The 21,378-nt window shown below is 63.8% G+C and carries 23 protein-coding genes; 15 read left to right on the top strand and 8 right to left on the bottom strand.

Annotated elements, in window-relative coordinates; all coding sequences use genetic code 11:
* The first annotated feature begins 1 nt into the window (after position 1).
* A complete protein-coding gene (locus RAD04_RS13145; protein WP_461624129.1) occupies positions 2 to 721 on the top strand; it encodes an SIMPL domain-containing protein in 720 nt (239 codons plus the stop codon).
* Positions 722 to 883: 162 nt separating this feature from the next.
* Here the strand turns inward: RAD04_RS13145 and RAD04_RS13150 are convergent, their stop codons facing one another.
* Complete coding sequence (locus RAD04_RS13150) at positions 884 to 1,948, bottom strand: MBL fold metallo-hydrolase (protein ID WP_461624130.1); 1,065 nt, start codon at positions 1,946 to 1,948, stop codon at positions 884 to 886.
* A 329-nt stretch (positions 1,949 to 2,277) separates the two neighbouring features.
* Between RAD04_RS13150 and ffh the strand changes: the two genes are divergently transcribed.
* From ffh to RAD04_RS13185, 7 genes are all read left to right on the top strand, one after another.
* Entirely contained in the window at positions 2,278 to 3,825 is a 1,548-nt protein-coding gene (ffh, locus tag RAD04_RS13155) for a signal recognition particle protein (protein WP_152102107.1), read from the top strand.
* 85 nt (positions 3,826 to 3,910) lie between these two features.
* Positions 3,911 to 4,243 carry a 30S ribosomal protein S16 gene (gene rpsP / locus RAD04_RS13160; protein ID WP_008133080.1) on the top strand — a complete coding sequence of 111 codons (333 nt, stop codon included), beginning with the start codon at positions 3,911 to 3,913 and terminating at the stop codon, positions 4,241 to 4,243.
* 9 nt (positions 4,244 to 4,252) lie between these two features.
* Positions 4,253 to 4,798 carry a ribosome maturation factor RimM gene (gene rimM / locus RAD04_RS13165; RefSeq protein ID WP_461624131.1) on the top strand — a complete coding sequence of 182 codons (546 nt, stop codon included), beginning with the start codon at positions 4,253 to 4,255 and terminating at the stop codon, positions 4,796 to 4,798.
* A 34-nt stretch (positions 4,799 to 4,832) separates the two neighbouring features.
* The gene (trmD, locus tag RAD04_RS13170; protein ID WP_461624394.1) at positions 4,833 to 5,588 is read left to right on the top strand and encodes a tRNA (guanosine(37)-N1)-methyltransferase TrmD; all 756 of its coding nucleotides are present in this window, start codon (positions 4,833 to 4,835) and stop codon (positions 5,586 to 5,588) included.
* A 110-nt stretch (positions 5,589 to 5,698) separates the two neighbouring features.
* Positions 5,699 to 6,079, top strand: coding sequence for a 50S ribosomal protein L19 (rplS, locus tag RAD04_RS13175; RefSeq protein WP_091964989.1), 381 nt, complete (start codon positions 5,699 to 5,701; stop codon positions 6,077 to 6,079).
* 446 nt (positions 6,080 to 6,525) lie between these two features.
* On the top strand, positions 6,526 to 7,932 hold the full coding sequence (gene leuC, locus RAD04_RS13180; RefSeq protein WP_461624132.1) for a 3-isopropylmalate dehydratase large subunit: 1,407 nt from the start codon (positions 6,526 to 6,528) through the stop codon (positions 7,930 to 7,932).
* A gap of 94 nt (positions 7,933 to 8,026) precedes the next feature.
* Complete coding sequence (locus RAD04_RS13185; protein WP_461624133.1) at positions 8,027 to 8,236, top strand: hypothetical protein; 210 nt, start codon at positions 8,027 to 8,029, stop codon at positions 8,234 to 8,236.
* Between the two features lie 53 nt (positions 8,237 to 8,289).
* Here the strand turns inward: RAD04_RS13185 and RAD04_RS13190 are convergent, their stop codons facing one another.
* On the bottom strand, positions 8,290 to 8,826 hold the full coding sequence (locus RAD04_RS13190) for a hypothetical protein (protein WP_461624134.1): 537 nt from the start codon (positions 8,824 to 8,826) through the stop codon (positions 8,290 to 8,292).
* A 173-nt stretch (positions 8,827 to 8,999) separates the two neighbouring features.
* On the opposite strand from RAD04_RS13190, the gene RAD04_RS13195 reads away from it, so the two are divergent.
* The gene (locus RAD04_RS13195; protein WP_461624135.1) at positions 9,000 to 9,299 is read left to right on the top strand and encodes a DUF1330 domain-containing protein; all 300 of its coding nucleotides are present in this window, start codon (positions 9,000 to 9,002) and stop codon (positions 9,297 to 9,299) included.
* A gap of 4 nt (positions 9,300 to 9,303) precedes the next feature.
* Here the strand turns inward: RAD04_RS13195 and RAD04_RS13200 are convergent, their stop codons facing one another.
* The gene (locus RAD04_RS13200; protein ID WP_461624136.1) at positions 9,304 to 9,564 is read right to left on the bottom strand and encodes a hypothetical protein; all 261 of its coding nucleotides are present in this window, start codon (positions 9,562 to 9,564) and stop codon (positions 9,304 to 9,306) included.
* Between the two features lie 17 nt (positions 9,565 to 9,581).
* Positions 9,582 to 9,857 carry a hypothetical protein gene (locus RAD04_RS13205; protein WP_461624395.1) on the bottom strand — a complete coding sequence of 92 codons (276 nt, stop codon included), beginning with the start codon at positions 9,855 to 9,857 and terminating at the stop codon, positions 9,582 to 9,584.
* A gap of 252 nt (positions 9,858 to 10,109) precedes the next feature.
* On the opposite strand from RAD04_RS13205, the gene RAD04_RS13210 reads away from it, so the two are divergent.
* From RAD04_RS13210 to RAD04_RS13225, 4 genes are all read left to right on the top strand, one after another.
* Positions 10,110 to 10,508 carry a metallopeptidase family protein gene (locus RAD04_RS13210; RefSeq protein ID WP_461624137.1) on the top strand — a complete coding sequence of 133 codons (399 nt, stop codon included), beginning with the start codon at positions 10,110 to 10,112 and terminating at the stop codon, positions 10,506 to 10,508.
* A gap of 75 nt (positions 10,509 to 10,583) precedes the next feature.
* The gene (gene leuD / locus RAD04_RS13215; RefSeq protein WP_092261454.1) at positions 10,584 to 11,189 is read left to right on the top strand and encodes a 3-isopropylmalate dehydratase small subunit; all 606 of its coding nucleotides are present in this window, start codon (positions 10,584 to 10,586) and stop codon (positions 11,187 to 11,189) included.
* A 78-nt stretch (positions 11,190 to 11,267) separates the two neighbouring features.
* Positions 11,268 to 12,053 (top strand): glycosyltransferase family 32 protein, encoded by a 786-nt coding sequence (locus RAD04_RS13220; protein WP_461624138.1) that lies wholly within the window; start codon positions 11,268 to 11,270, stop codon positions 12,051 to 12,053.
* Between the two features lie 223 nt (positions 12,054 to 12,276).
* Positions 12,277 to 12,696: a hypothetical protein gene (locus RAD04_RS13225; RefSeq protein ID WP_091965007.1), complete on the top strand. Its 420-nt coding sequence runs from the start codon at positions 12,277 to 12,279 to the stop codon at positions 12,694 to 12,696.
* A 26-nt stretch (positions 12,697 to 12,722) separates the two neighbouring features.
* On the opposite strand, the gene RAD04_RS13230 is transcribed toward RAD04_RS13225, so the two are convergent.
* Both RAD04_RS13230 and RAD04_RS13235 read right to left on the bottom strand, forming a co-directional pair.
* Positions 12,723 to 14,807, bottom strand: a complete 2,085-nt coding sequence (locus tag RAD04_RS13230; protein ID WP_461624139.1) for a TonB-dependent receptor — start codon at positions 14,805 to 14,807, stop codon at positions 12,723 to 12,725.
* Between the two features lie 813 nt (positions 14,808 to 15,620).
* Positions 15,621 to 17,345 (bottom strand): caspase family protein, encoded by a 1,725-nt coding sequence (locus tag RAD04_RS13235; protein ID WP_461624140.1) that lies wholly within the window; start codon positions 17,343 to 17,345, stop codon positions 15,621 to 15,623.
* Positions 17,346 to 17,578: 233 nt separating this feature from the next.
* Here RAD04_RS13235 and RAD04_RS13240 point away from each other — a divergent pair, with 233 nt between their 5' ends.
* Positions 17,579 to 18,466 (top strand): Crp/Fnr family transcriptional regulator, encoded by an 888-nt coding sequence (locus tag RAD04_RS13240; RefSeq protein WP_461624141.1) that lies wholly within the window; start codon positions 17,579 to 17,581, stop codon positions 18,464 to 18,466.
* Between the two features lie 28 nt (positions 18,467 to 18,494).
* On the opposite strand, the gene RAD04_RS13245 is transcribed toward RAD04_RS13240, so the two are convergent.
* Positions 18,495 to 19,376 carry an HpcH/HpaI aldolase/citrate lyase family protein gene (locus RAD04_RS13245; RefSeq protein WP_461624142.1) on the bottom strand — a complete coding sequence of 294 codons (882 nt, stop codon included), beginning with the start codon at positions 19,374 to 19,376 and terminating at the stop codon, positions 18,495 to 18,497.
* 168 nt (positions 19,377 to 19,544) lie between these two features.
* On the opposite strand from RAD04_RS13245, the gene RAD04_RS13250 reads away from it, so the two are divergent.
* Positions 19,545 to 20,186: a carbonic anhydrase gene (locus RAD04_RS13250; protein WP_461624143.1), complete on the top strand. Its 642-nt coding sequence runs from the start codon at positions 19,545 to 19,547 to the stop codon at positions 20,184 to 20,186.
* A gap of 62 nt (positions 20,187 to 20,248) precedes the next feature.
* Here the strand turns inward: RAD04_RS13250 and RAD04_RS13255 are convergent, their stop codons facing one another.
* Positions 20,249 to 21,283, bottom strand: a complete 1,035-nt coding sequence (locus RAD04_RS13255; RefSeq protein ID WP_461624144.1) for an aspartate-semialdehyde dehydrogenase — start codon at positions 21,281 to 21,283, stop codon at positions 20,249 to 20,251.
* Positions 21,284 to 21,378: the final 95 nt, after the last annotated feature.

A 21,378-nucleotide genomic window follows, 5' to 3' on the forward strand; every position in this document is an offset into this window, starting at 1 on the left:
AATGAAAAAGACTGCCGTACTTGCTACGTCCCTTGCCGCCGTTTTCGCCGCCACGCTGCTGACAACGCCCGCGCTTGCCGATGATTTTCCATCCGCCATCACGGTGAGCGGCGAAGCCAACATTTCCGCGGCGCCCGATCTCGCGCAGATCGACGCCGGCGTCGCCAACGACGCCAAGACGGCGAAGGAAGCGTCCGATGCCAACAACGCCGCGATGGGCAAGGTGCTGCTGGCGTTGAAGGGCGCCGGCATTGCCGAGAAGGATTACCAGACCTCGCGGCTGTCGCTGCAACCGCAATACGGCCAGAACAAATCCACCGGCGCATCCCCGGTGGTCGGCTTTCGCGCCAGCAACCGTGTCACCGTGAAAATTCGCGACGTGACCAAGGTCGCCGGCATTATCGACACGCTGGTCAGTGCCGGCGCCAACGACGTCGGCAACATCTCCTTCGAGGTGACGCAGGCGTCAAAACTGCTCGACGACGCGCGCGAGCAGGCGGTCGTGGACGCCCGCCGCAAGGCGGAGATCTACGCCAAGGCCACCGGCGTGACGTTGGGCGCTCCGCTCAGCGTCACCGAGGGCGGCGGCCCGGTGCCGCTATTCAAGGGGCGGATGGCAACAGCGCCGATGGCAGCGCCGCAAGCCGCGGTTGCGCCCGGCGAGGAAACGCTGTCGGTGACGGTGAATGTGAGCTGGGCGATCAAGGCGAAAGAGCAATAGGTCTTGTGTCCCGGACGCGCTGCAGCGTGAAACGCTGCTGCGCAGAGCCGGGACCCAGCAAGCTACTCGGCACATCGCGGCGGCATGGGCCCCGGCTCTGCAGCGCACCGCTGAAGTAGCGCTGCGCTGCGTCCGGGGCACGAGCTGTATGCGTGGAAAGGGCTAAATCTCCACCACCTGCCCCGGCTGCATCGCCACGAAGCGCTCCTGCGGAATCTTCGAAGCATCCAGCGCCTCGAGCAGCGCCTTGGCCGGCGCGTCGATCGCCTCATCCGTGAGCTGGAACGTGCCGTGGTGATGCCCGAGCGCGGCCTCGGCGCCGCAATCGCGTAGCGCCTTCACCGCGTCCTCCGGATTCATGTGCTGATCGCGCATGAACCAGCGCGGCTCGTAGGCGCCGATGGGGAGAATCGCCAGCCGCAGCTTCCCATGCTTCTCGGCGACGCGGCGAAAATGCCGGCCATCGCCATAGCCGGAATCGCAGACGACGTAGATTTTCCCAGCCGGCGTCTCCAATACAAAACTCGCCCACAGCGCCTTGTTGCGATCGAACATGCCGCGCGCCGTCCAATGCCGGGTCGGCACCAGGTGCACCGCGATGCCGCCGCCGAGTTCGACGCGATCGTGCCAGTCGAAGGCCTCCACCTTGATCGTGGAATCCCAGCTGCGCATCGTCACGTCGTTGCCGAGCGGGGTGACCACGCGCGGAGCAAAATTCTTGGTGAGCCGCGACAGCGTTGCGATGTCGAGATGATCGTAATGGCCGTGCGAGACCAGCACGACATCGATCTTCGGCAGCTTCTCGAAGGCGATGCCGGGATCGTTGTGCCGCTTCGGCCCGGCCCAGGCGACCGGCGAGACCCGCGTCGACCAGACGGGGTCGACCAGGATGTTGAGGCCCCCGGTCTGGATCAGCCAGCTGGCATGCCCGACGAAGGAGAGCCGCACCTTGTCGCCATCGACCCGCGCCGGCGGCGTGTCGGCATGGGGGCTGGGGGCCCAGTCGGGCCAGGTGGCGCGCTGCCGCTTGCCGCCGAGCTGCCAACGCAGCACCTCCCGCAGCGATTTCGGCGGCGCGCCGTCCGGATCGAAGAAGTTCAGACCGTCGAAATGGTCGGAGGCGGGACCGTCGTAGGTTTTCATGCGGGACATCCAAAGGGACGGGACACCGACCAGGGCGCCGGCCCCGGCAAGCAGTCCGAACAGGCGGCGGCGGGTGATCGGCACGGCGGGCTTCAGGACTGGTGGCGGAGGTAAGTCATCACCTTCTATATGGGCGGCGCCGAAAAAAAGGAACCGGCAGTCGAAAGCGACGTATTTTCAGGACGTTACCTTGGCAGAGACATTCCGGCGCCCTAACTTTCCTTGACTTTTGGGCGTGAGCGTCGTTTAACGCCGCCACTTTCTCGGAAAGGCTTTCTTTTCGACCCGCCGACTGGTCCTCGAGGCCAGAGGTCAACGCCCGACAGCGCTGTGCGCCCTCGGGCGCAAAGGTGTTTGGACTTTCTTCTCCCCCGCCCCGCGCTTGCGGGGAGTGGTAAAACAGGACAACGGCATTGTTCGACAATCTGTCGGAACGGCTTGGCGGAATTCTCGATCGTCTGACGGGGCGCGGTGCGCTGACCGAAAAGGACGTCGATGCCGCGATGCGCGAGGTGCGCCGCGCGCTGCTGGAGGCCGACGTCGCGCTTGAAGTGGTGCGCAGCTTCACCGAGCGCGTGCGCGAGCAGGCGATCGGCGCCACCGTTGTCAAGTCGGTCACGCCCGGCCAGATGGTCGTCAAGATCGTCCATGACGAGCTGATCAACACGCTCGGGGCCGAAAGCCAGACCATCGACGTTAATTCCGTGCCGCCGGTGCCGATCATGATGGTCGGTCTGCAGGGCTCGGGCAAGACGACCACCACCGCAAAGCTCGCCCGCCGCCTGGTCCAGCGCGACAAGCGCAAGGTGCTGATGGCCTCGCTCGACGTCTATCGCCCGGCGGCCATGGAGCAGCTGGCCGTGCTCGGCCGCGACCTCGACATTCCGACCCTGCCGATCGTGGCGGGACAGCAGCCGCCGCAGATTGCCAAGCGCGCGCTGGAAGCCGGCAAGCTCGGCGGCTACGACATCGTGCTGCTGGACACCGCCGGCCGCACCACGCTCGACGAAGACATGATGGCGGAAGCCGCCGCGATCAAAGCCGCGGCCAATCCGCACGAAGTGCTGCTGGTCGCCGACAGCCTCACCGGTCAGGACGCCGTGAATCTCGCGCGCGCGTTCGATCAGCGCGTCGGCCTCACCGGCATCGTGCTGACACGCGTTGACGGCGACGGCCGCGGCGGTGCGGCGCTGTCGATGCGCGCGGTCACCGGCAAGCCGATCAAGCTGATCGGCACCGGTGAAAAGACCGATGCGCTGGAAGACTTCCACCCCGATCGTATTGCCGGCCGCATCCTCGGCATGGGCGACGTGGTGTCGCTGGTCGAACGTGCCGCCGCCAATATCGACGCCGAAAAGGCCGCACGCACCGCCGAGCGCATGCGCAAGGGTCAGTTCGACCTCAACGACATGCGCGAGCAGCTGCTGCAGATGGCCAATATGGGCGGCATCAGCGGGCTGATGGGCATGATGCCCGGCATCGCCAAGATGAAGAACCAGATCGCGGCCGCGGGGATCGACGACAAGATTTTGAAGCGCCAGGTCGCGGTGATCGATTCCATGACGCGCGACGAGCGCCGTCATCCCGATTTGCTCAAGGCCAGTCGCAAGAAGCGTATCGCTGCAGGGTCCGGCCAGAGCGTCGAGCAGGTCAACAAGCTGCTCAAGATGCACCGGAACATGGCCGACGTGATGAAGGCGATGGGCTCGGGCAAGCGCGGCCCGCTCGCCGGCATCGCGCAGGCCATGGGCTTTGGCGGCGGCATGAAGCCGCCCTCGCCGGAAGAGATGAAGGCCCTGCAGGAGAAGATGCAGAGCGGCGGCGGGCAGGGTCTGCCCAATTTGCCGAAGGATTTGCCGGCCGGCTTGCGTCAGGGCCTGCCGAATGTGCCGGGGCTCACGGGCCTCAGCGGCAAGCCGATGCTGCCGGGCCTCGGCGGTTTTCCCGGCAAGAAGAAATGAGGAATTCGTCGCACGGGACCGATAAGCGTCCCGCGCAACGCGGAATACCAATCAACGAACAACCTGTACTTTGAAGGAGAACTAAATGTCCGTCGTTATCCGCCTCGCCCGCGCAGGCACCAAGAAGCGTCCCGTCTATCACGTCGTCGTCGCCGACTCGCGCTTTCCGCGCGATGGCCGCTTCATCGAGCGTCTCGGCTATTTCAACCCGCTGCTGCCGAAGGACAACGAGACTCGCCTGAAGCTCGACATGGACAAGGTGAAGGCCTGGCTCGCCAAGGGCGCGCAGCCGTCCGACCGCGTGGCGCGTTTCCTCGACGCTGCCGGCGTCAAGAAGCGCGAAGCGCGCAACAATCCCGAGAAGGCCGTGCCGCGCAAGGAGCGCAAGGCGCAGGCCGAAGCCGCCGCGAAGGGCTAAGGCTAGAACATGTCGGCGCTGGTCTGCGTCGCGCGGATCGGCGCCGCGCATGGTGTGCGCGGTGCGGTCAAACTGTGGACCTTCACCGAGGATCCCTTTGCCGTCAGGCGCTATGGTCCGCTGCTGTCCAAGGACGGCAAGCGCCAGTTCGAGGTCGCAACGGCGCGCGAGGCCAAAGATCATCTGGTCGCGACGTTCAAGGGCGTCACGACCCGCGATGAGGCCGAGCGCCTCAACGGCACCGAGCTCTACGTCGCGCGCGACAAGCTGCCTGCGACCGACGCGGACGAATATTACCACACCGATCTGATCGGGCTCGCCGCCGTCACCACGGACGGCGATGCGCTCGGCCGCGTGCTCGCGATCCACAATTTCGGCGCAGGCGACATCATCGAGATCGCTCCGCCGAAAGGCACGACGATGCTGCTGCCGTTCACGAACGCAGTGGTGCCGGAGGTCGATCTCGAAGGCGGCCGCGTCGTGATCGCGCTGCCGCAGGAGATCGAGGGCGACGACGCTCCCTCGGCGGGTCCCCGCGAACGCGGGGACCCATAACCACGGGCCGTGGTTTTTGGCTAAGCTGATTGCGATGGCAAACCCCTCACCCTGGCGCGCGACGGTGCTGACGCTGTTTCCGGAGATGTTTCCGGGACCGCTGGGCGTGAGCCTGGCCGGCCGGGCGCTGGCATCCGGGCTCTGGGAGATCGAGGCGCGGGACATAAGGGCGTCCGCCACCGACCGCCACCGCAGCGTTGACGACACCCCGGCCGGCGGAGGGCCGGGAATGGTGCTTCGGGCGGATGTTCTGGCGGCGGCCATCGATGCCGCCGAGATCGCCCCCGAGCGGCCGCGGCTGCTGATGAGCCCGCGGGGGCGGCCATTGACCCAGGCTCGCGTCACAGAACTCGCCCAGGGCCCCGGCCCCCTGATCGTCTGCGGGCGCTTCGAGGGGATCGACCAGCGGGTGATCGATGGACGGGGCCTGGAAGAGGTCTCGATCGGCGATTACGTGCTGTCCGGGGGCGAAATCGCCGCTTTGGCCCTGATCGACGCCTGCGTGCGGCTGCTGCCGGGCGTGATGGGCAAGGAGGCCTCGGGAACCGAGGAGAGCTTCTCCGACGGCCTGCTGGAGTACCCCCAATACACCCGCCCGCAGCTGTTCGAGGGGGCTCCAATCCCGGATATCCTGACCTCCGGGGATCACGCCAAGGTCGCGGCCTGGCGGCGGGCACAATCCGAGGCCCTGACGGCGGCGCGGCGACCCGATTTATGGGCCCAAATCCCACCCAAGCCCCCGAATCGGGCCCGTCGCCAAAAAACGCCAAAAAACAAGACAGACGGGTGACAAACCCTCCGGCTTGCCTTATAGGAGCGGCCACATCCGCAATAGCTGGATCGACGAATTTCGCGCAGCCCCCGTTTCTCACGGCTGGGCGCGCCGATGGAGATTACCCCATGAACCTGATCCAACAGCTCGAAAAAGAGCAGTTCGACAAGCTCTCCGCCACCAAGGAGATTCCGGAATTCGGTCCCGGCGACACCGTGATCGTCAACGTGAAGGTCGTCGAAGGCGACCGCACCCGCGTGCAGGCCTATGAAGGCGTCTGCATCGGTCGTTCCGGCGGTGGCCTCAACGAGAGCTTCACCGTTCGCAAGATCTCCTACGGCGAGGGCGTGGAGCGCGTGTTCCCGGTGATGTCGCCGATGATCGATTCGATCAAGGTGGTGCGCCGCGGCAAGGTGCGTCGCGCCAAGCTCTATTACCTCCGCAGCCTTCGCGGCAAGTCGGCCCGCATCGTCGAGAAGACTGAGCACGCCAAGGCCGTCAACGAGTAGGCTTCGCCATCAGGCACGTTTTCGAAAGCGCGGGGCTCGGCTCCGCGCTTTTTTGTTTTGCCCACCGTCATTGCGAGGAGCTCTGGCGACGAAGCAATCCAGACTGTCTGCGCGGGCGCATTCCTGGATTGCCTCGCGGAGCCTGTCATCGGGCCGCGCTACGCGCGGACCCGGTGGCTCTCAATGACGAACTTGAAGCCCTCGCGCTTTTACCGCTGCATGCTATATAGCTTCTAGAATGTTTCCAGATCCGACCAGCCTTGCCCCCGTCAAGCGCATCGTCATCGACGATCGCTCGCGGCTGCCTGGCCGGTTCTTCGGACGCTTCGCGACCTCGGCAACGTCAGAGCTTAGCCGCGCAGCCCAAAAGCTGCGCTGACGATTTTGTTGCCCGTGCGCCCCGCGCGCCTATCCGCTGACACAACATTCTTTCGGAGCTCAAGCTCATGTCCAAGCCGACCACATTGTACGACAAGATCTGGAACGACCATCTGGTGCACGAAGCCGAGGACGGCACCTGCCTGCTCTACATCGACCGCCATCTGGTGCACGAGGTGACCTCGCCGCAGGCGTTCGAAGGCCTGCGCGCGACGGGGCGCAAGGTGCACGCGCCGGAAAAGACGCTCGCCGTCGTCGACCACAACGTGCCGACGACCGATCGCACCAAGCCGAATCCCGATCCTGAAAGCATCGAGCAGATCAAGGCGCTGGCCGAGAACGCCAAGGAATTCGGCATCGAATATTACAACGAGTTCGACAAGCGCCAGGGCGTCGTCCACGTCATCGGTCCCGAGCAAGGCTTCACCCTGCCCGGCACCACCATCGTCTGCGGTGACAGCCACACCTCGACGCATGGCGCGTTCGGCGCGCTCGCGCACGGCATCGGCACGTCGGAAGTCGAGCATGTTCTGGCGACGCAGACGCTGATCCAGAAGAAGGCCAAGAACATGCGCGTCACCGTCGATGGCAAACTGCCCGATGGCGTGACGGGCAAGGACATCATCCTGGCCATCATCGGCGAGATCGGCACCGCGGGCGGCACCGGCTACGTGCTGGAATACGCCGGCGACGCCATCAGCGCGCTCAGCATGGAAGGCCGCATGACGGTCTGCAACATGTCGATCGAAGGCGGCGCGCGCGCCGGCCTCGTTGCGCCCGACCAGAAAGCGTTCGACTTCCTGCGCGGCCGCCCCAAGGCGCCGAAGGGCGCGGACTGGGATGCGGCGATGCGCTACTGGGAAAAACTGCGCTCCGACGAGGGCGCGCATTTCGACAACGAGCTGCGCCTCGATGCCGCTAAGCTGCCGCCGATCGTGACCTGGGGCACCAGCCCTGAGGACGTCATCTCGGTGACCGGCATCGTGCCCGACCCGGATAAGATCGCGGACGAGGCCAAGCGTCTCTCCAAGCATCGCGCGCTGAAGTATATGGGCCTCACCGCGGGTACGAAGATCACCGACATCAAGGTCGATCGCATCTTCATCGGCTCCTGCACCAACGGCCGCATCGAAGATCTGCGCGCTGCTGCGAAGATCGCCGAAGGAAAGACCGTTTCGGCGCATGTCAACGCCATGGTCGTGCCGGGCTCCGGCATCGTGAAGGAGCAGGCGGAAGCCGAGGGTCTGGACAAGATCTTCATCAAGGCCGGCTTCGAATGGCGCGAGCCGGGCTGCTCGATGTGCCTTGCGATGAACCCGGACAAGCTGGCGCCGGAAGAGCGCTGCGCCTCGACCTCGAACCGCAACTTCGAAGGACGCCAGGGCTTCAAGGGCCGCACCCATCTGGTGTCGCCGGCGATGGCGGCAGCGGCGGCGATCGCGGGTCACTTCGTCGACGTCAGGGACTGGCGCTAAGCCACTGCCTGCAATTGTAGCGATCGCGGCAAACCGCCGTTAAACGATCGCCTGACACTCTCGTCCTCGCGAGGTTTTCGCGAGGACGCGCGCCATGGCCAACAAGCCGGAATATGTCGACCTGATCAGCGAAGCCACGCGCCAGCACCGCCGGCGCGCGCCACGCTTGCACATCGTCGCCAAGCCCGAGGTCGAGGAGACCTCGAAGCTCAGCCGCTGGCCGCCGGCGATGTTCAAGCAGTGGAAGGTCGAGACCCTGATGCGATGGAAGTCCGCGTCGTGGAAGCTGAAGGATTGGCTTTAGCCGCCGGACGAGCAAAGGGCGCCGCTGAGGCGCCCTTTTCACTTTGGTCGTGCTTACCAATACCGATACGGATGGTGCCAGCGATGCCAGCGGCAGATGCGGCGCGGGCCGTAATAGGTCCAGATGACCCGGCAGCGGCGCGGATGATGGTAGTAGGGATAATAGCCGCCGACATAATAGCGCCGGTGGAAGTGGCGATGGCCGAAATGGGGACGATAGCCCCAGTGGCGGTGATAGCCGCCATAATGACGGAATCCGCCGTAGCGAATGCCGCCGCCGTGGAAGGCCGGCCCGGCGCGGAAGCCGCCGCCATGAAAGCCGCCGCCGCGGAAGCCGCCGAAATGTCCGCCGCCACCGCGGAAGCCACCGCCGCCGTGAAAATGTCCGCCACCACCATGCCCACCGCCGCCGTGCCGGACCTGCGTGACGAGGTCGTCGGCCGCAGCTTTCGTCGCAGGTGACGTCGCCGGATTGATCAAGCTCAGCGCTTCAGCGCGATGCGCGCTCCCGGCCGACAGCATCAGCGTCGCCGCAGCCGCAATCCCTAGCAGGCGCACCGGGCCTGCCCGGAGACCCAAACTCCTCAGCATGGACTTCTCCCTGATTTTGAACAGCGGAGTGGCGATGCTCGTTCCCGGCCCGCGTCATCCCTGTTCAATTGCAGTCGCTCCCGGGGTTAAATTGCGGACAGCGATGTGAACGCGCCATGAATGAACGAGGCGGGCGCCGCGGCGCTGTGCCGCTACGGGAAGGAAGTCTTGAGATGACCGTCTACGCGATTGCACAATTGAAGATGACCGACCGCGCGGCCTACGATCGCTTTCAGGCGCGGTTCTTCGATGTGTTCAGGAAGTACCATGGGCGGCTGCTCGCTGCCGATGAGCGACCGCGCGTGCTCGAAGGGGCGTGGCCGCACGACAAGCTGGTCATGATGTCGTTTCCGGACGAGGCCGCCTTCCTCGCCTTCTCGAACTCACCCGACTACGAGGAGATTTCGCGCGACCGCAAGGCGGGCGCGCAGGCGACCGTGCTACTGGTCAAGGGATTTGCGCCCGCCGGCTAGGACGTCACCAGAACGGCCCGTAGCCGAACACGAAGGGCGCGGGCACGCCGTAGGGATAGGGACGATAGTGGACCGGCCGCGCATAGTAGCGGGGATCATGGCGCACGACAGGCCGCGCAATATGTTGGGTCCGCGCGGGTCGCCGCACATCGAAAACCGCGATCCCGGCCGAGGCCTCCGGAATCGTCACCCTCGGCGCCGCGGACGCGCAGGGCAGGCCGGCGGCAAGCGCGACGGCAACGGCCCATGCAATCCATCTCGCCATGACGATCCCTTGGGGCATTAGCCGGGGCGCCAGTAGCAGCTCATCCGCGGCACGATCACCGTGCCGCTGGGCCGGAATTCCTGCACATAGGTCGCGTTGCATTCGCGGACCGCATTGGGACCCGGATTGTAGCGCGGATAGACGCCGTCAGGGCTGTAATAGGGCGTGACGCGCAAGCGCGGCGGTCGCTTGCGCGGTGGCGGGGCATCCGGCGGGCCGGCCTGGGCGAGGCGAATCTCGGGGCCGGCGGTCTGGGCCTCGGCGTCAACGCAAAATGGCGAAAACAACCCCATGCACAGTAGCGTCAGCGCTGTTTTCGCTCGCATTTTTCCGCCCACCTGAAACGTCCTGTTCGAGGCCCACGCTCCCCGTTTTGGCGGCGCCCGTCAACCTCGCTGCGCTTTATAAAGCGGGATGCATCAGCGGGAAACCCGCGCTGGAGCCCGTTACAATGGAATTGAAACCGGCTCCAGATTCTTGCTTTGACGCGTTTTCTTCACGCGAACCGGTATCCACTTCGCTCGAAAACGCTTTAGAACAACCCCATGTGGACGGAATTGAAAGCCCCTTCGCTGGCCGAGATGGAAGCGACGGCACACGACATCTTCGAGCGCCTGCCGGCGGAATTTCGTAGGCTGTGCGAGGGCGTGATCCTCCGCGTCGACGACTTCCCGACCGAGGAGGTCCTGGACGAGATGGAATGCGAGAGCGAGTTCGACCTGCTCGGCCTGTTCCAGGGCGTCGGCCTGCCGCAGCAGAGCCTTGGCGACGTGGCGCGGCTGCCCAACATGGTCTGGCTCTACCGCCGGCCGATCCTGGATTACTGGGCCGAGCACGACGAGAGCCTCGGCCATATCGTCCGCCACGTCCTGATCCACGAGATCGGCCACCATTTTGGCCTGTCGGACGACGATATGGCGGCGATTGAGGCTAAGGCGGAGTAGACCTGCCGAATTCGGCCTAGGATTCGGCTCCCGATCGCGATAAATACCGGTTTCCCTGAACCAGAAAGCGCAACAATGGACAAGTTCACCACGCTGGAAGGCGTCGCGGCGCCGCTGAAGATCATCAATGTCGACACCGACATGATCATTCCGAAGCAGTACCTCAAGACCATCAAGCGTACCGGCCTTGGCAAGGGGCTCTTCTCCGAGCAGCGCTACAAGGACGACGGCAGCGAGAATCCGGACTTCGTGCTCAATCAGTCCGCCTATCGCAATGCCAAGGTGCTGGTCGCCGGCGACAATTTCGGCTGCGGCTCGAGCCGCGAGCACGCGCCCTGGGCGCTGCTCGATTTCGGCATCCGCTGCGTGATCTCGACCTCGTTCGGCGACATCTTCTACAACAACTGCTTCAAGAACGGCATTCTGCCGATCCGCGTCTCGCAGGAAGACCTCGACAAGCTGTTCGACGACGCCGAGCGCGGCGCCAACGCGACGCTGACGATCGACCTGCCGAACCAGGAGATCCGCGGCCCCGACGGCGGCAAGGTCAAGTTCGAGATCGACCCGTTCCGCAAGCACTGCCTGATCAACGGCCTCGACGACATCGGCCTGACGATGGAGAAGAAGTCCTCGATCGACACCTATGAGGACAAGCTCAAGCGCGAACGCGCCTGGGCCTGATACCTGTTTTTCGTTCGAGCCCCGGTGCCGCAAGCGCCGGGGCTTTTTCTTTGCCCTGCTTGTCCCTATAGCTCGCTGATGTTGCCTGAGATCGTCACCTTCTGGCATGGCCCGATGGACGCCCTGCGCCAGACCTGTCTGCGCTCGCAGCTGGCGGCCGGCCATAAGGTCACGGTCTACAGCTTCGACGCCATTCCCGGCCTGCCCTCAGGCGTCGCAAACGCAGATGCCGAAGCGATCCTGCCGCACGCGTTCTCGGAACGCTTGCGGCCACCGCAACCGGATGGAAGCTGGCGCGACTGGACCACGCTGCAGTTCAGCGATTTCTTCCGCATGAAGCTGATGGCGAAGAATCTCGGCCTCTGGCTCGATGCCGATGTGCTGCTGTTGAAGCCGGTCGAGATCAATCCGGCAAAGCCTTACTTCGCCTGGGAGCGGCCGCGCCAGCTCGGCAATTCCGTGATCTATCTGCCGCCCGGGCACGGCATCGTCGCCGCCTTCGAGGAACTGATGGAGCAGGAGGAGCTGTCGCCAAACTGGCTGTCGGTCCGCCATCGCATCACCTTCATGATGCGCCGCCTGCGCGGCGGCTCGAGCCGTCTTTCGGATATCCGCGTCGCGATCTTCGGGCCCGCTGCACTCACCGCGCTCGCGCGCCGCACCGGCGAGTTGCAGAACGCGTTGCCCAAGCAGTCGTTCTATGCGGTGCATGCCGAGCCAAAATTGTTCTTCGATCCCTCGAGCTATCTCGGCCTCGTCACCAACCCCGAGATCATCGGCCTGCACATCTCCCCCAAGGGCCGCGGTGGCGAAAAGCCGATTCCGGGCAGCCTGTACGCCTGGGCGGCGGAGCGGTTTCCGTAAGCGCCTCTCCGTGTCCCGGACGCGGTGCAGCGTGCAACGCTGCTCCGCAGAGCCGGGACCCAGCTACCTGTGGGCCCCGGCTCAGCGGCGCACCACTGTGTGCTGCGCCGCGTCCGGGGCACGAGAGCAATTTTCCTCGCCCCTCCAGTTTGATCCAGCGCAACGCGCCTCTGCATCATTGTGCTTAATTCGCTCCAATTCCGCTGTCCGAAGGGAGCTTTCCATGAGCACCGCAAGCAGGCCTTATCCCATCGTCCAGGACCTCATCGACTCCTTTGCGAGCTGGCTGAAGCACCGCCGCGAGCTGAACGAGATGCGGCAGCTCGATCGCGCCGATTTCGACCGGATCGCGAGCGACTTGAGGATCGCGCCTGACGATCTCGAGGAACTGGTCCGCCACGGCAAGCATTCTGCCGACGAGCTGCCAATGATGCTGCAGCAGCTTGGCATCAGCGCCGAAGGGCTAGGCCGCGCGCAGCCGCTGCTGCTCCGCGACATGGAGCGGGTCTGCTCGCTCTGCAACAACAAGGGACAATGCGACCGCGATCTGGCCGACGGCACTGCCGCGGAGAACTATCACGGCTACTGCGGCAACGCCGCGACGCTGGAATCGCTCGATCGCGCCGATGTCGCGCCGCGGTGAGCGGCGCAACGCCGGCTCATTCCGCGTCAGAAGTCAACCGACATCGATAGCCACAGCGTCCGCGGCATGCCGCTGATCACATAGCCGGTCGGATTTCCGATCCAGTAGCGATTGTCGAACAGATTGGTGAGCGACGCGCGGAACGTGGTCGGCCGTCCAGCGAGACTAGTGGCATAGCGTGCCCCGAGGTCGAAGGTCATCCACGCGGGGACGCTCTGGATGTTGTCGGTGCTGACATAGGCCCGGCTGGTGTAGATCGTGCGAGCCGTCGCCGTCAGCCCAGGCAGGAAGGGCGCATCCCACTCGATACCAAGATTGCTCTGCCAGCCCGGAGCACCGACCGCATGATTTCCGTCATAGAGGTGCCCTTCGGTCTTGGTGAGCCGTGCATCGAGATAAGTCACACCGCCCAGAACCCGGACCCCGGGCGCCACTTTGCCGAAGGTGTTGAGCTCGACGCCGCGGTTTCTCTGTTCGCCGTCGAGGCTGTAGATCTTGGTGACGGGATCGACGACGCCGCTCGGCAGGCTGATCTGGAACACCGCCAGGCTCGCGCCGAAGCGACCGAGATCGAGCTTGGTGCCGACCTCGTATTGCTTTGTCTTGAAGGGAGCGAACACCGCGTTGGTGTTGGCTGCGCTGGCCGGCGGCGTGGGTCCGGGCGAAAGACCTTCGATGTAGCTGGCGTAAAAGGACACTTCTTTGATCGGTCGCACCAGCAGGGCCACGGAGGGCGACGTCGCGCTCTGGTCATAGTGCGCGATCTCCAGACCGCTCGCGGGATCAAAGCCGTTCGCAATGACCTGCTGCTGTCTGGCGCCGACGGTCACCTGAAGCATCCCGTTCATCATCGAAAGCGTATCGGCAACGCCGACGCTTCGCAGGCCGAGAAAGTCGGACTTGCCCTCGGCGAAGGACGACATCGGGGTGCCGGGGCCCGCCAGCAGCGTGGGTGTGTAGATGTTGGTGAGATAATTCCCGTAATTGGTCTGACCGAGCCAGTCGGTTCGGTTCAGGACACTGCCGCTGACCACGACTTCATGGCCGACCGGCCCCGTATCGAATCGCGCCCGAACACCGGCTTCGCCAGACACGGCCTCGGACTTGCCGGTCTGGAAGCGCGACGTTGAAAGTGCGTCGCCCGAAGTCGTGAGGATCGTCGCTCCCGGCGCCTCGCGCTTGTCATAACCGAATTGATTGGCGCCGATGGCGCCAAACATGGTGACGTTGTTGGACAGGTCGTATTCAGCGCGCGTCAGGCCCGTGAGGCTCTTTGCGCGGGCATAGTCGAAGGGCTGGGCGAGATTGATACGAGGATCCGGCGCATTGGGCACGGCAATGCCCTTGACCGGTGTATAGCCGCGCGCCGCAGCTTTCATCCAGTCGTCCTGATAGATGACATCGGCCGACCACCGGAAGCGCTCGCCGCGGTAGTCGACACCGAGCGAACCGACACCGTCACGCACCGATTGGCGGTCGATCGTGGTGTCTCCACCATTGAACCCGCCATTGAACCGGACGCCCCATTCCTTCTGATCCCCGTAGCGGCGCGCCACGTCGACCTCCGTGCCAAAGCGGGCGTTCGACATGTAGCCGACGGTCAGGCGCGTCAGATCTTCGTAAGCACGTTTGGTCACGACATTGACGCTACCGCCGATGCTCCCCTGAGGGGCCATGCCGTTGAGGAACGCGCCCGGGCCCTTGAGCAATTCGATACGCTCGATCGGCGCCGGGTTGATACGATAGGCCGGCACCAGCCCGTACAGCCCGTTCAGCGCGATCTCGCTGTTCTCGACACGGAAGCCGCGAATGGTCAGTGCGTCATAGCGGTTGCTGCTGCCGATTGCCGCGCGGACCGACGGATCGGAATTGGTCAGAACTTCGGCGACGCTGGTGGCCTGCTGGTCACGGATGGTCTTCTCCGTATAGCTGGCGAGGCTGTATGGCGTATCCATGTAGTCTTTGTTGCCGAGCAGGCCGAGCTGGCCGCCTCGCGCGACTTGTCCGCCGACATACGGTACCGGCAATGCGGCGCGCTGCGCGCCGATCGTCGCAGGTGCGCTTGCTGCCGGCGCGTTCGCGGGCCGATCGGCCTGACGCCTCGCGCGCACTGCATTCGATGAAGGCAGCCTCCGGGCGGGCGCAGCGCGGCGCTCCGGCGCAGATACCGCAACCGGAGGAAGCGACTGTCCGGATCCCGCCGACGGTTGAACGTTGGATTGCTGTGCGAATGACGATGTCGTGGTCAGCAGCATCGATACCGACACGAGCCAAAATACGCGCGCGCCATTCCAATCGTGAATCATAGTACCCCGGAGTCTTTTCTTATTGATGCCCCGTCTCATCGCGCCGACGAGACCCAGAGTGCAATAAACAGCCAAACGAGCATCGCCAAATAGAAGGCATCTAATGTATTGAGCGAGATCTCGGCGCGAGACGCAGACGAGACGTTGTCGGCTGATGTTTTGATTTCACGGCGTCCAACGCTGGGAGCCGCGAAACATCAAAATCACGCGCGCATTCGCACGAGGCGCTTCCGCGCAACATCAACTCAAAGCTTGCATCCAGAGGTCACGGCGCGACGGATGCGGGTGATTGTCACAGTCCGTCGGACGAAGGAGTCGAGACGCGAGATGACGTTGTTGAACGCAAGAAGGACTCGTCGCACGACGAGGTGTCAGCGCGCACAGCCGCAATTGCTCCCGACATGGAGCGCTGTGCAATCACAAGGGACAATGCGACCGCGATCTTACTGAGGGCGCCGCGGAGAATTATCACGGCTATTGCGCAACGCCTCGACACTAGAATCGCTCGATCGCACCGCATTGAGACGGCGTAAGCCGCAGGAAGTCATCCAGCTCTAGATTCTTGTTTTTGACGCGTTATCTTCACGCGAACCGGTACCCGCTTCGGCCGAAAGCGTTCTAGATCGCGCCATTTCGCGCGCAAGCATCGCGCTGGGCAAACCCCTGCACGAGCTTTCTGCACGCGCGATAGCGCTCTTCCATGCTCGTCCCAGTGACATTGCTCGGCGGACTCGGTTCGGCCGCGCTTTCCTTTTTGGCGGCACGAGGCTGCGAGACTTTCTCGCGTTTGGTTGAAGGCTCGACCTGCTCTGGCGCCGGTACAAGCTGCCAGACCGGGCGAAGCTCGATAGTCGCGGTCTCTGACGGATTCTCTTTTTTGAAGGAAGACAGCGCCAAGACGTTCTTGTCCAGCTTGACCGTGACCGGCGTTCCATTGATGGCGAATTTATCGTTCTCGATAAACTCGGCGAACGATTTGTATCCCGCCACATCCTTCGCCCAGGATTGTTTCGTGGGCGGGCCCCAGAGGTAGTATCCCTTGGCCAAGCCCGTCGCGGAGACCCCCGTGATGATCAGCATGGCATAGCGTCCCTTGCCATTGGTCCACCCACGCTTGTTGGACCACACACCGACAAACCTGGAGTTGGCGTTCAGCGGATCGTTCTGATCTGGCGAGATGGTGAAGCTCGGCAATTCGAGTTTCTGAGCTGCCGCGATGGCAGCGACTTTCTGGCTATCCTCCGGCGCAAATAGATTTCGGACGACGGTCTTTACGTCAGACCCTTTTCCATCAGACCCTTGTTTTCCATCAGACCCTTGGCGCCCGGTGGCGTCCGGTTTTGGAGGGACGGCCGGAGATGCGAGCGCCGCAACTTCGTTGGCCTTGAAATTCTTGATCCGGCGGCGCGCTTCGTTGACATGGCTGCTGCGGGGATATCTGGCCAGAAAATCCTCATAGAGACCAGCCACTGTCGACGTCTCGATCGCCAGCCAAAACTTCTCGTCTTCTGCGGGACTTGCGGGCGCCGGAGCCGACGCGGCCGGCGCCGGGGCGGACACGACTGGCGCCGGAGCGCTTGCGGCAGGAGCCCTCAGGTAAATCTCTTCCTTCGACAAGGAGCCATACACGAAAGGCTGCTGTTCGCGCTTGGTCGCCGCCATCACGTCATCGCGAACGCGGCGAAACAGAAACGATATCTCCAGGCCCGGCGTTTCGATGTGGCGAAGAAGCGACGCCGTAAAGGGGCTGTTGCGGCCCTCGCCATCGCTCGCCGTGGTGCCATCGCGGGCGGCATACGCGATCAGGACATTGTCGGAAGGTTCGGTCGGCGCGAGCCCGCGCGGCACGGCCCGAGTGCTGATCGAGCGTTTCATCTTCGCTGCAAAGGGATTGTTGCGGCATGCGTCCAGGATCACGAGCCCCAGCTTCCGTGCCCTCGAAACCTGAAGGCTCACCGAGCGCAGGCTCACAGCCTCGCTCTCGATATCGGCGTCGCTCCGCAGTTCCGCGCTGATGGGAATCAGCCAATTCTCGCCGCCAACCTCCATGCCGTGCCCGGCGTAGAATACGACGGCGATATCGGATGCTTCGGCAGAGCGGCCGAAGTCGATGACGGCCTTCCTCATCTCTTGCGCGGTCGCGTTCTTGACCAGCGTGACTTTGAAATCCAGTCGCTCCAACGCGCGGCCGATGTCGGCCGCATCGCGAGTCGGGTTCGGCAACTCCGGCACCTTCTCATAGACCCCATTGCCGATGACAAGAGCAACCCGAGACTGCGCAAGGGCCGGCTGAGTGAACAAAAGCGACGTGACGAGAAGGACGGCTGCCCCAAAAAACCGCATCAATGGATTGCCCAGACCTAATGATCTAATAACAGCTTTGAGGGTAGCACCCCTGTTCACCACCGCAACGGGAAAAGCCTCGACTATCTGCCGGACCGTTGATGGTGACGATCAGCAGAGCTCCCACCTCGTGGGCGACTCGCCGAGTGGCAATGGGGCGTTAATAGTATGATGTATGCAACATCTTGTTTGCACGGCGAGGATGCCGGAAAGGCCACCGCAATTATCCGTGCTTGATCTCGCCTATCGGCTCTGTTTGGATCATTGCCATTGACCAGTTCGGATTTCGGACAATCATGGCAAATGAAATAGACGGACCTCGTCGTCCATTGGGGGCTCGTCCACACAAGGACACGTCGACCGTCCACCGCGCGGGCATCGGGAATCGGCTACTGGCGGCGTTGCCGCCGGCGGATCTCGGCTTGCTCACGCCCTACTTCCAGAAGGTCTCGTTCGAACCCGATGCCGTCCTTGTGCGGTCGGGCGATGAGCTCGACCCGGTTTATTTTCCCCATAGCGGCGCAATCGCCTTCATGCTCGATATGCCGGACGGGCAAACGGTCGCAACCACCTTGATGGGGCGCGAAGGCGCTTTGGCTTCGTTCTCCGTGCTCGGCCCGTCGCTTTCATCCGTGACCGCGGTTACTCGCATAGCCGGCACAGCATCGCTGATTTCCGCCGCCAAATTTCGCGCCGCCTTTGCGCAAAGCGCAGCCATCAGGAACGTCGTGCAGGTCCACGCCCGCGCGGTGTTATTGCAGCTCCAGCACGTAGCCGCTTGCAACGCGTTGCACCGGGTGGATGGCCGCATGGCGCGGTGGCTCCTGCAGCTTCACGACCGCGTGCCCGATGACCGGCTTCCGGTGACGCAGGAGGCGCTTGCGCAACTGCTTGGGGTGCGACGGACAACAGTAACTCTGACGATGAGCAAGCTACGCGAGGCCGGCGCGGTCCCGTCCGACGGACGCGGGTTTGTAGAGATCGATCGGGCGCGGCTCGAGAAGGTCGCATGCGACTGTTATGCGCTCATGCAGCGCAACATCGATCGGATGTATTGCGAGGAATTGGCCGCACCGTCCTCTGCTCTTGGCGAACAGAAGATGGCCGTTTGTCGCGGATAAGCGGATATCGCTTTTTCGAGTTGACGCTTCAGCCCTTGCTCATCGCGGCAATAGCATCCGCGATTGCGATCGTGCGCCGGGCCATGTCGGCGTGCAGCCGCTCAACCATTGCGCCGTCGAGGCGGATCGCGCCGCGCGAGACGTTCTCCGGCAGCTCGAACGCCGCGATGATTTTTCGCGCGCGCGCGACCTCCTCCTCGGGCGGCGTGAAGATCGCGTTGCAGGCGTCGATCTGCGAGGGGTGGATCAGCGTCTTGCCGTCGAAGCCGAGATCGCGGCCCTGCGCGCATTCGGTGGCAAAGCCGTCGGAATTGGCGATGTCGCTGTAGGGGCCGTCGAGGATCTCGAGGCCGTGGGCGCGCGTCGCCAGGATGCAGTGTGTGATCATCGGGATCATCGCGGCGCGGCCAGGCAGCATCTTGATGCGCGTTTCGCGTGAGATGTCGTTCGGGCCGAACACGAAACCGGAGAGACGCCGCGATTGATCGCGCCCGGCCTCGGCCAGCTCCTCCGCGTGCAGCACGGCGCGCGCGGTCTCGATCATGGCCCAGACCTTCACCGTCGGCGCCGCGCCAAGCTCGGTAAGTCGGAGGCCGATCGTATCGAGATCTTCGACACTTGAAACTTTTGGAACCAGGATGCCGTCGGGCGAGGCCTTGGCGGCCATGGCGAGATCATCGGCCCACCAGGGCGTGTCGAGACCGTTGGTCCGGATCAGGATCTCGCGCTTGCCGAACCCCTTTGCCGCGATGGCCGCCGCGATTCCATCGCGCGCCACCGCCTTGGCGTCGGGAGCGACGGAATCTTCCAGATCGAGGATCAGGCCGTCGGCGGCGAGATTGCGCGCCTTTTCCAGCGCGCGAGGGTTGGAGCCGGGCATGAACAGATGGCTGCGGCGCGGGCGGGTCATGCAAGCGTTCCCTTCGGTTTCCTCAGGCGGTGGTAGAGCATGATCCGGAAAACTGTGCGGCGGCCTCCGGCCAGCATCATGCTCGAGCAAACAGCCACAGGCGATAACATCTGGCCTGCCTAATCGAAAGGCTTGTTCGCCCCGGCGGTATATGTTTAGGCATAGGCCATGACCGCATTCCCAGAGCATTTGCTGGAAGGCTACAGGGCCTTCGCCACCCAGCGGCTGCCGACCGAGCAGACCCGCTACCGCGACCTGTCGGTGAAGGGGCAGTCGCCGGAAGTGATGGTGATCGGCTGCTGCGACAGCCGCGTCTCGCCCGAGGTGATCTTCGACGTCGGCCCGGGCGAATTGTTCGTGGTCCGCAACATCGCCAATCTGGTGCCAGTGTATCAGCCCGACGGCAACGCACATGGCGTCTCGGCGGCGCTGGAATATGCGGTGACGGTGCTGAAGGTGAAGCACATCGTGGTGCTCGGCCACGCCCAATGCGGCGGCATCCGCGCCTTCGTCGACAAGATCGAGCCGCTCACGCCCGGCGACTTCATCGGCAAATGGATGCAGATGTTCATCAAGCCGGGGGAAGTGGTCGAGCAACGCGACCATGAGAGCATGGCGCAATTCGTCGAGCGCATCGAGAAGGCCGCGGTGTTCCGCAGCCTGGAAAACCTGATGACGTTCCCGTTCGTGCAGAAGGCGGTCGACAGCGGCCAGATGCAGACCCACGGTGCCTATTTCGGCGTCGCGGAGGGATCGCTGTTCGTGCTCGACAAGGTTGCGAAGGAATTCAAGAGGGCGAATGGTGAGTAGCGAATGGCGAGTTGCGCATAGAAATCTCTATTCGCCATTCGCTACTCACCACTCGCCTGCTTTCAGGCCGCCTTCTTCTTCGCGCTGATCAGCTTGCGGTTGATCAGCACTTCCGCGATCTGGATCGCGTTGAGCGCGGCGCCCTTGCGCAGATTGTCGGACACGCACCACAGCACGAGGCCGTTCTCCACCGTCGCGTCCTCGCGGATGCGGCTGATGTAAGTCGCGTCCTCGCCGGCCGCTTCGTAGGGCGTCGCGTATCCGCCGGGCTCCTGCTTGTCGATGACGAGGCAGCCGGGCGCCTTGCGCAGGATGTCGCGCGCTTCATCCGCACTGATCGGATTCTCGAACTCGATGTTGACGGCCTCGGAGTGGCCGACGAACACGGGCACGCGCACGCAGGTGGCGGAGAGCTTGATCTTGGGATCAAGAATCTTCTTGGTCTCCGCCATCATCTTCCACTCTTCCTTGGTGTAGCCGTCCTCCATGAAGACGTCGATGTGGGGGATGACGTTGAAGGCGATGCGCTTGGGGAATTTCTTCGCGACCAGCTCGTCATTGGTGTAGACGGCCTTGGTCTGCGAGAACAGCTCGTCCATCCCGTCCTTGCCGGCGCCCGACACCGATTGATAGGTCGAGACCACGACGCGCTTGATGGTCGCCTTCTCGTGCAAGGGCTTGAGCGCGACCACGAGCTGCGCCGTCGAGCAGTTCGGGTTGGCGATGATGTTCTTCTTCTTGAAGCCTTCCGTCGCGCCTGCGTTCACCTCCGGCACGATCAGCGGCACGTCCGGGTCCATGCGCCAGGCCGACGAGTTGTCGATCACGACCGCGCCGGCGGCGCCGATCTTCGGCGACCATTCCTTCGACACCTCACCGCCGGCCGACATCAGGCAGATGTCGACGTCGGAGAAGTCGTAATGCTCGAGCGCCTTGCACTTCAGGGTGCGGTCGCCATAGGAGACCTCGACGCCGACGCTGCGGCGTGACGCCAGCGCCACGACCTCGTCCGCGGGAAATTTGCGCTCGTCGAGAATGTTGAGCATTTCCCGTCCGACATTGCCGGTCGCGCCGACGACTGCGACTTTGTAACCCATCGTTCACTCTCCGATGAAAAAGCCCGTTCCCGAAGCTGACGCTTAAACAGGAAGAGCAGCGCTTCTATGCGAGAACCGGCCTCAAGACAACGTTG

This window comes from Bradyrhizobium sp. 25ACV, assembly GCF_054863005.1.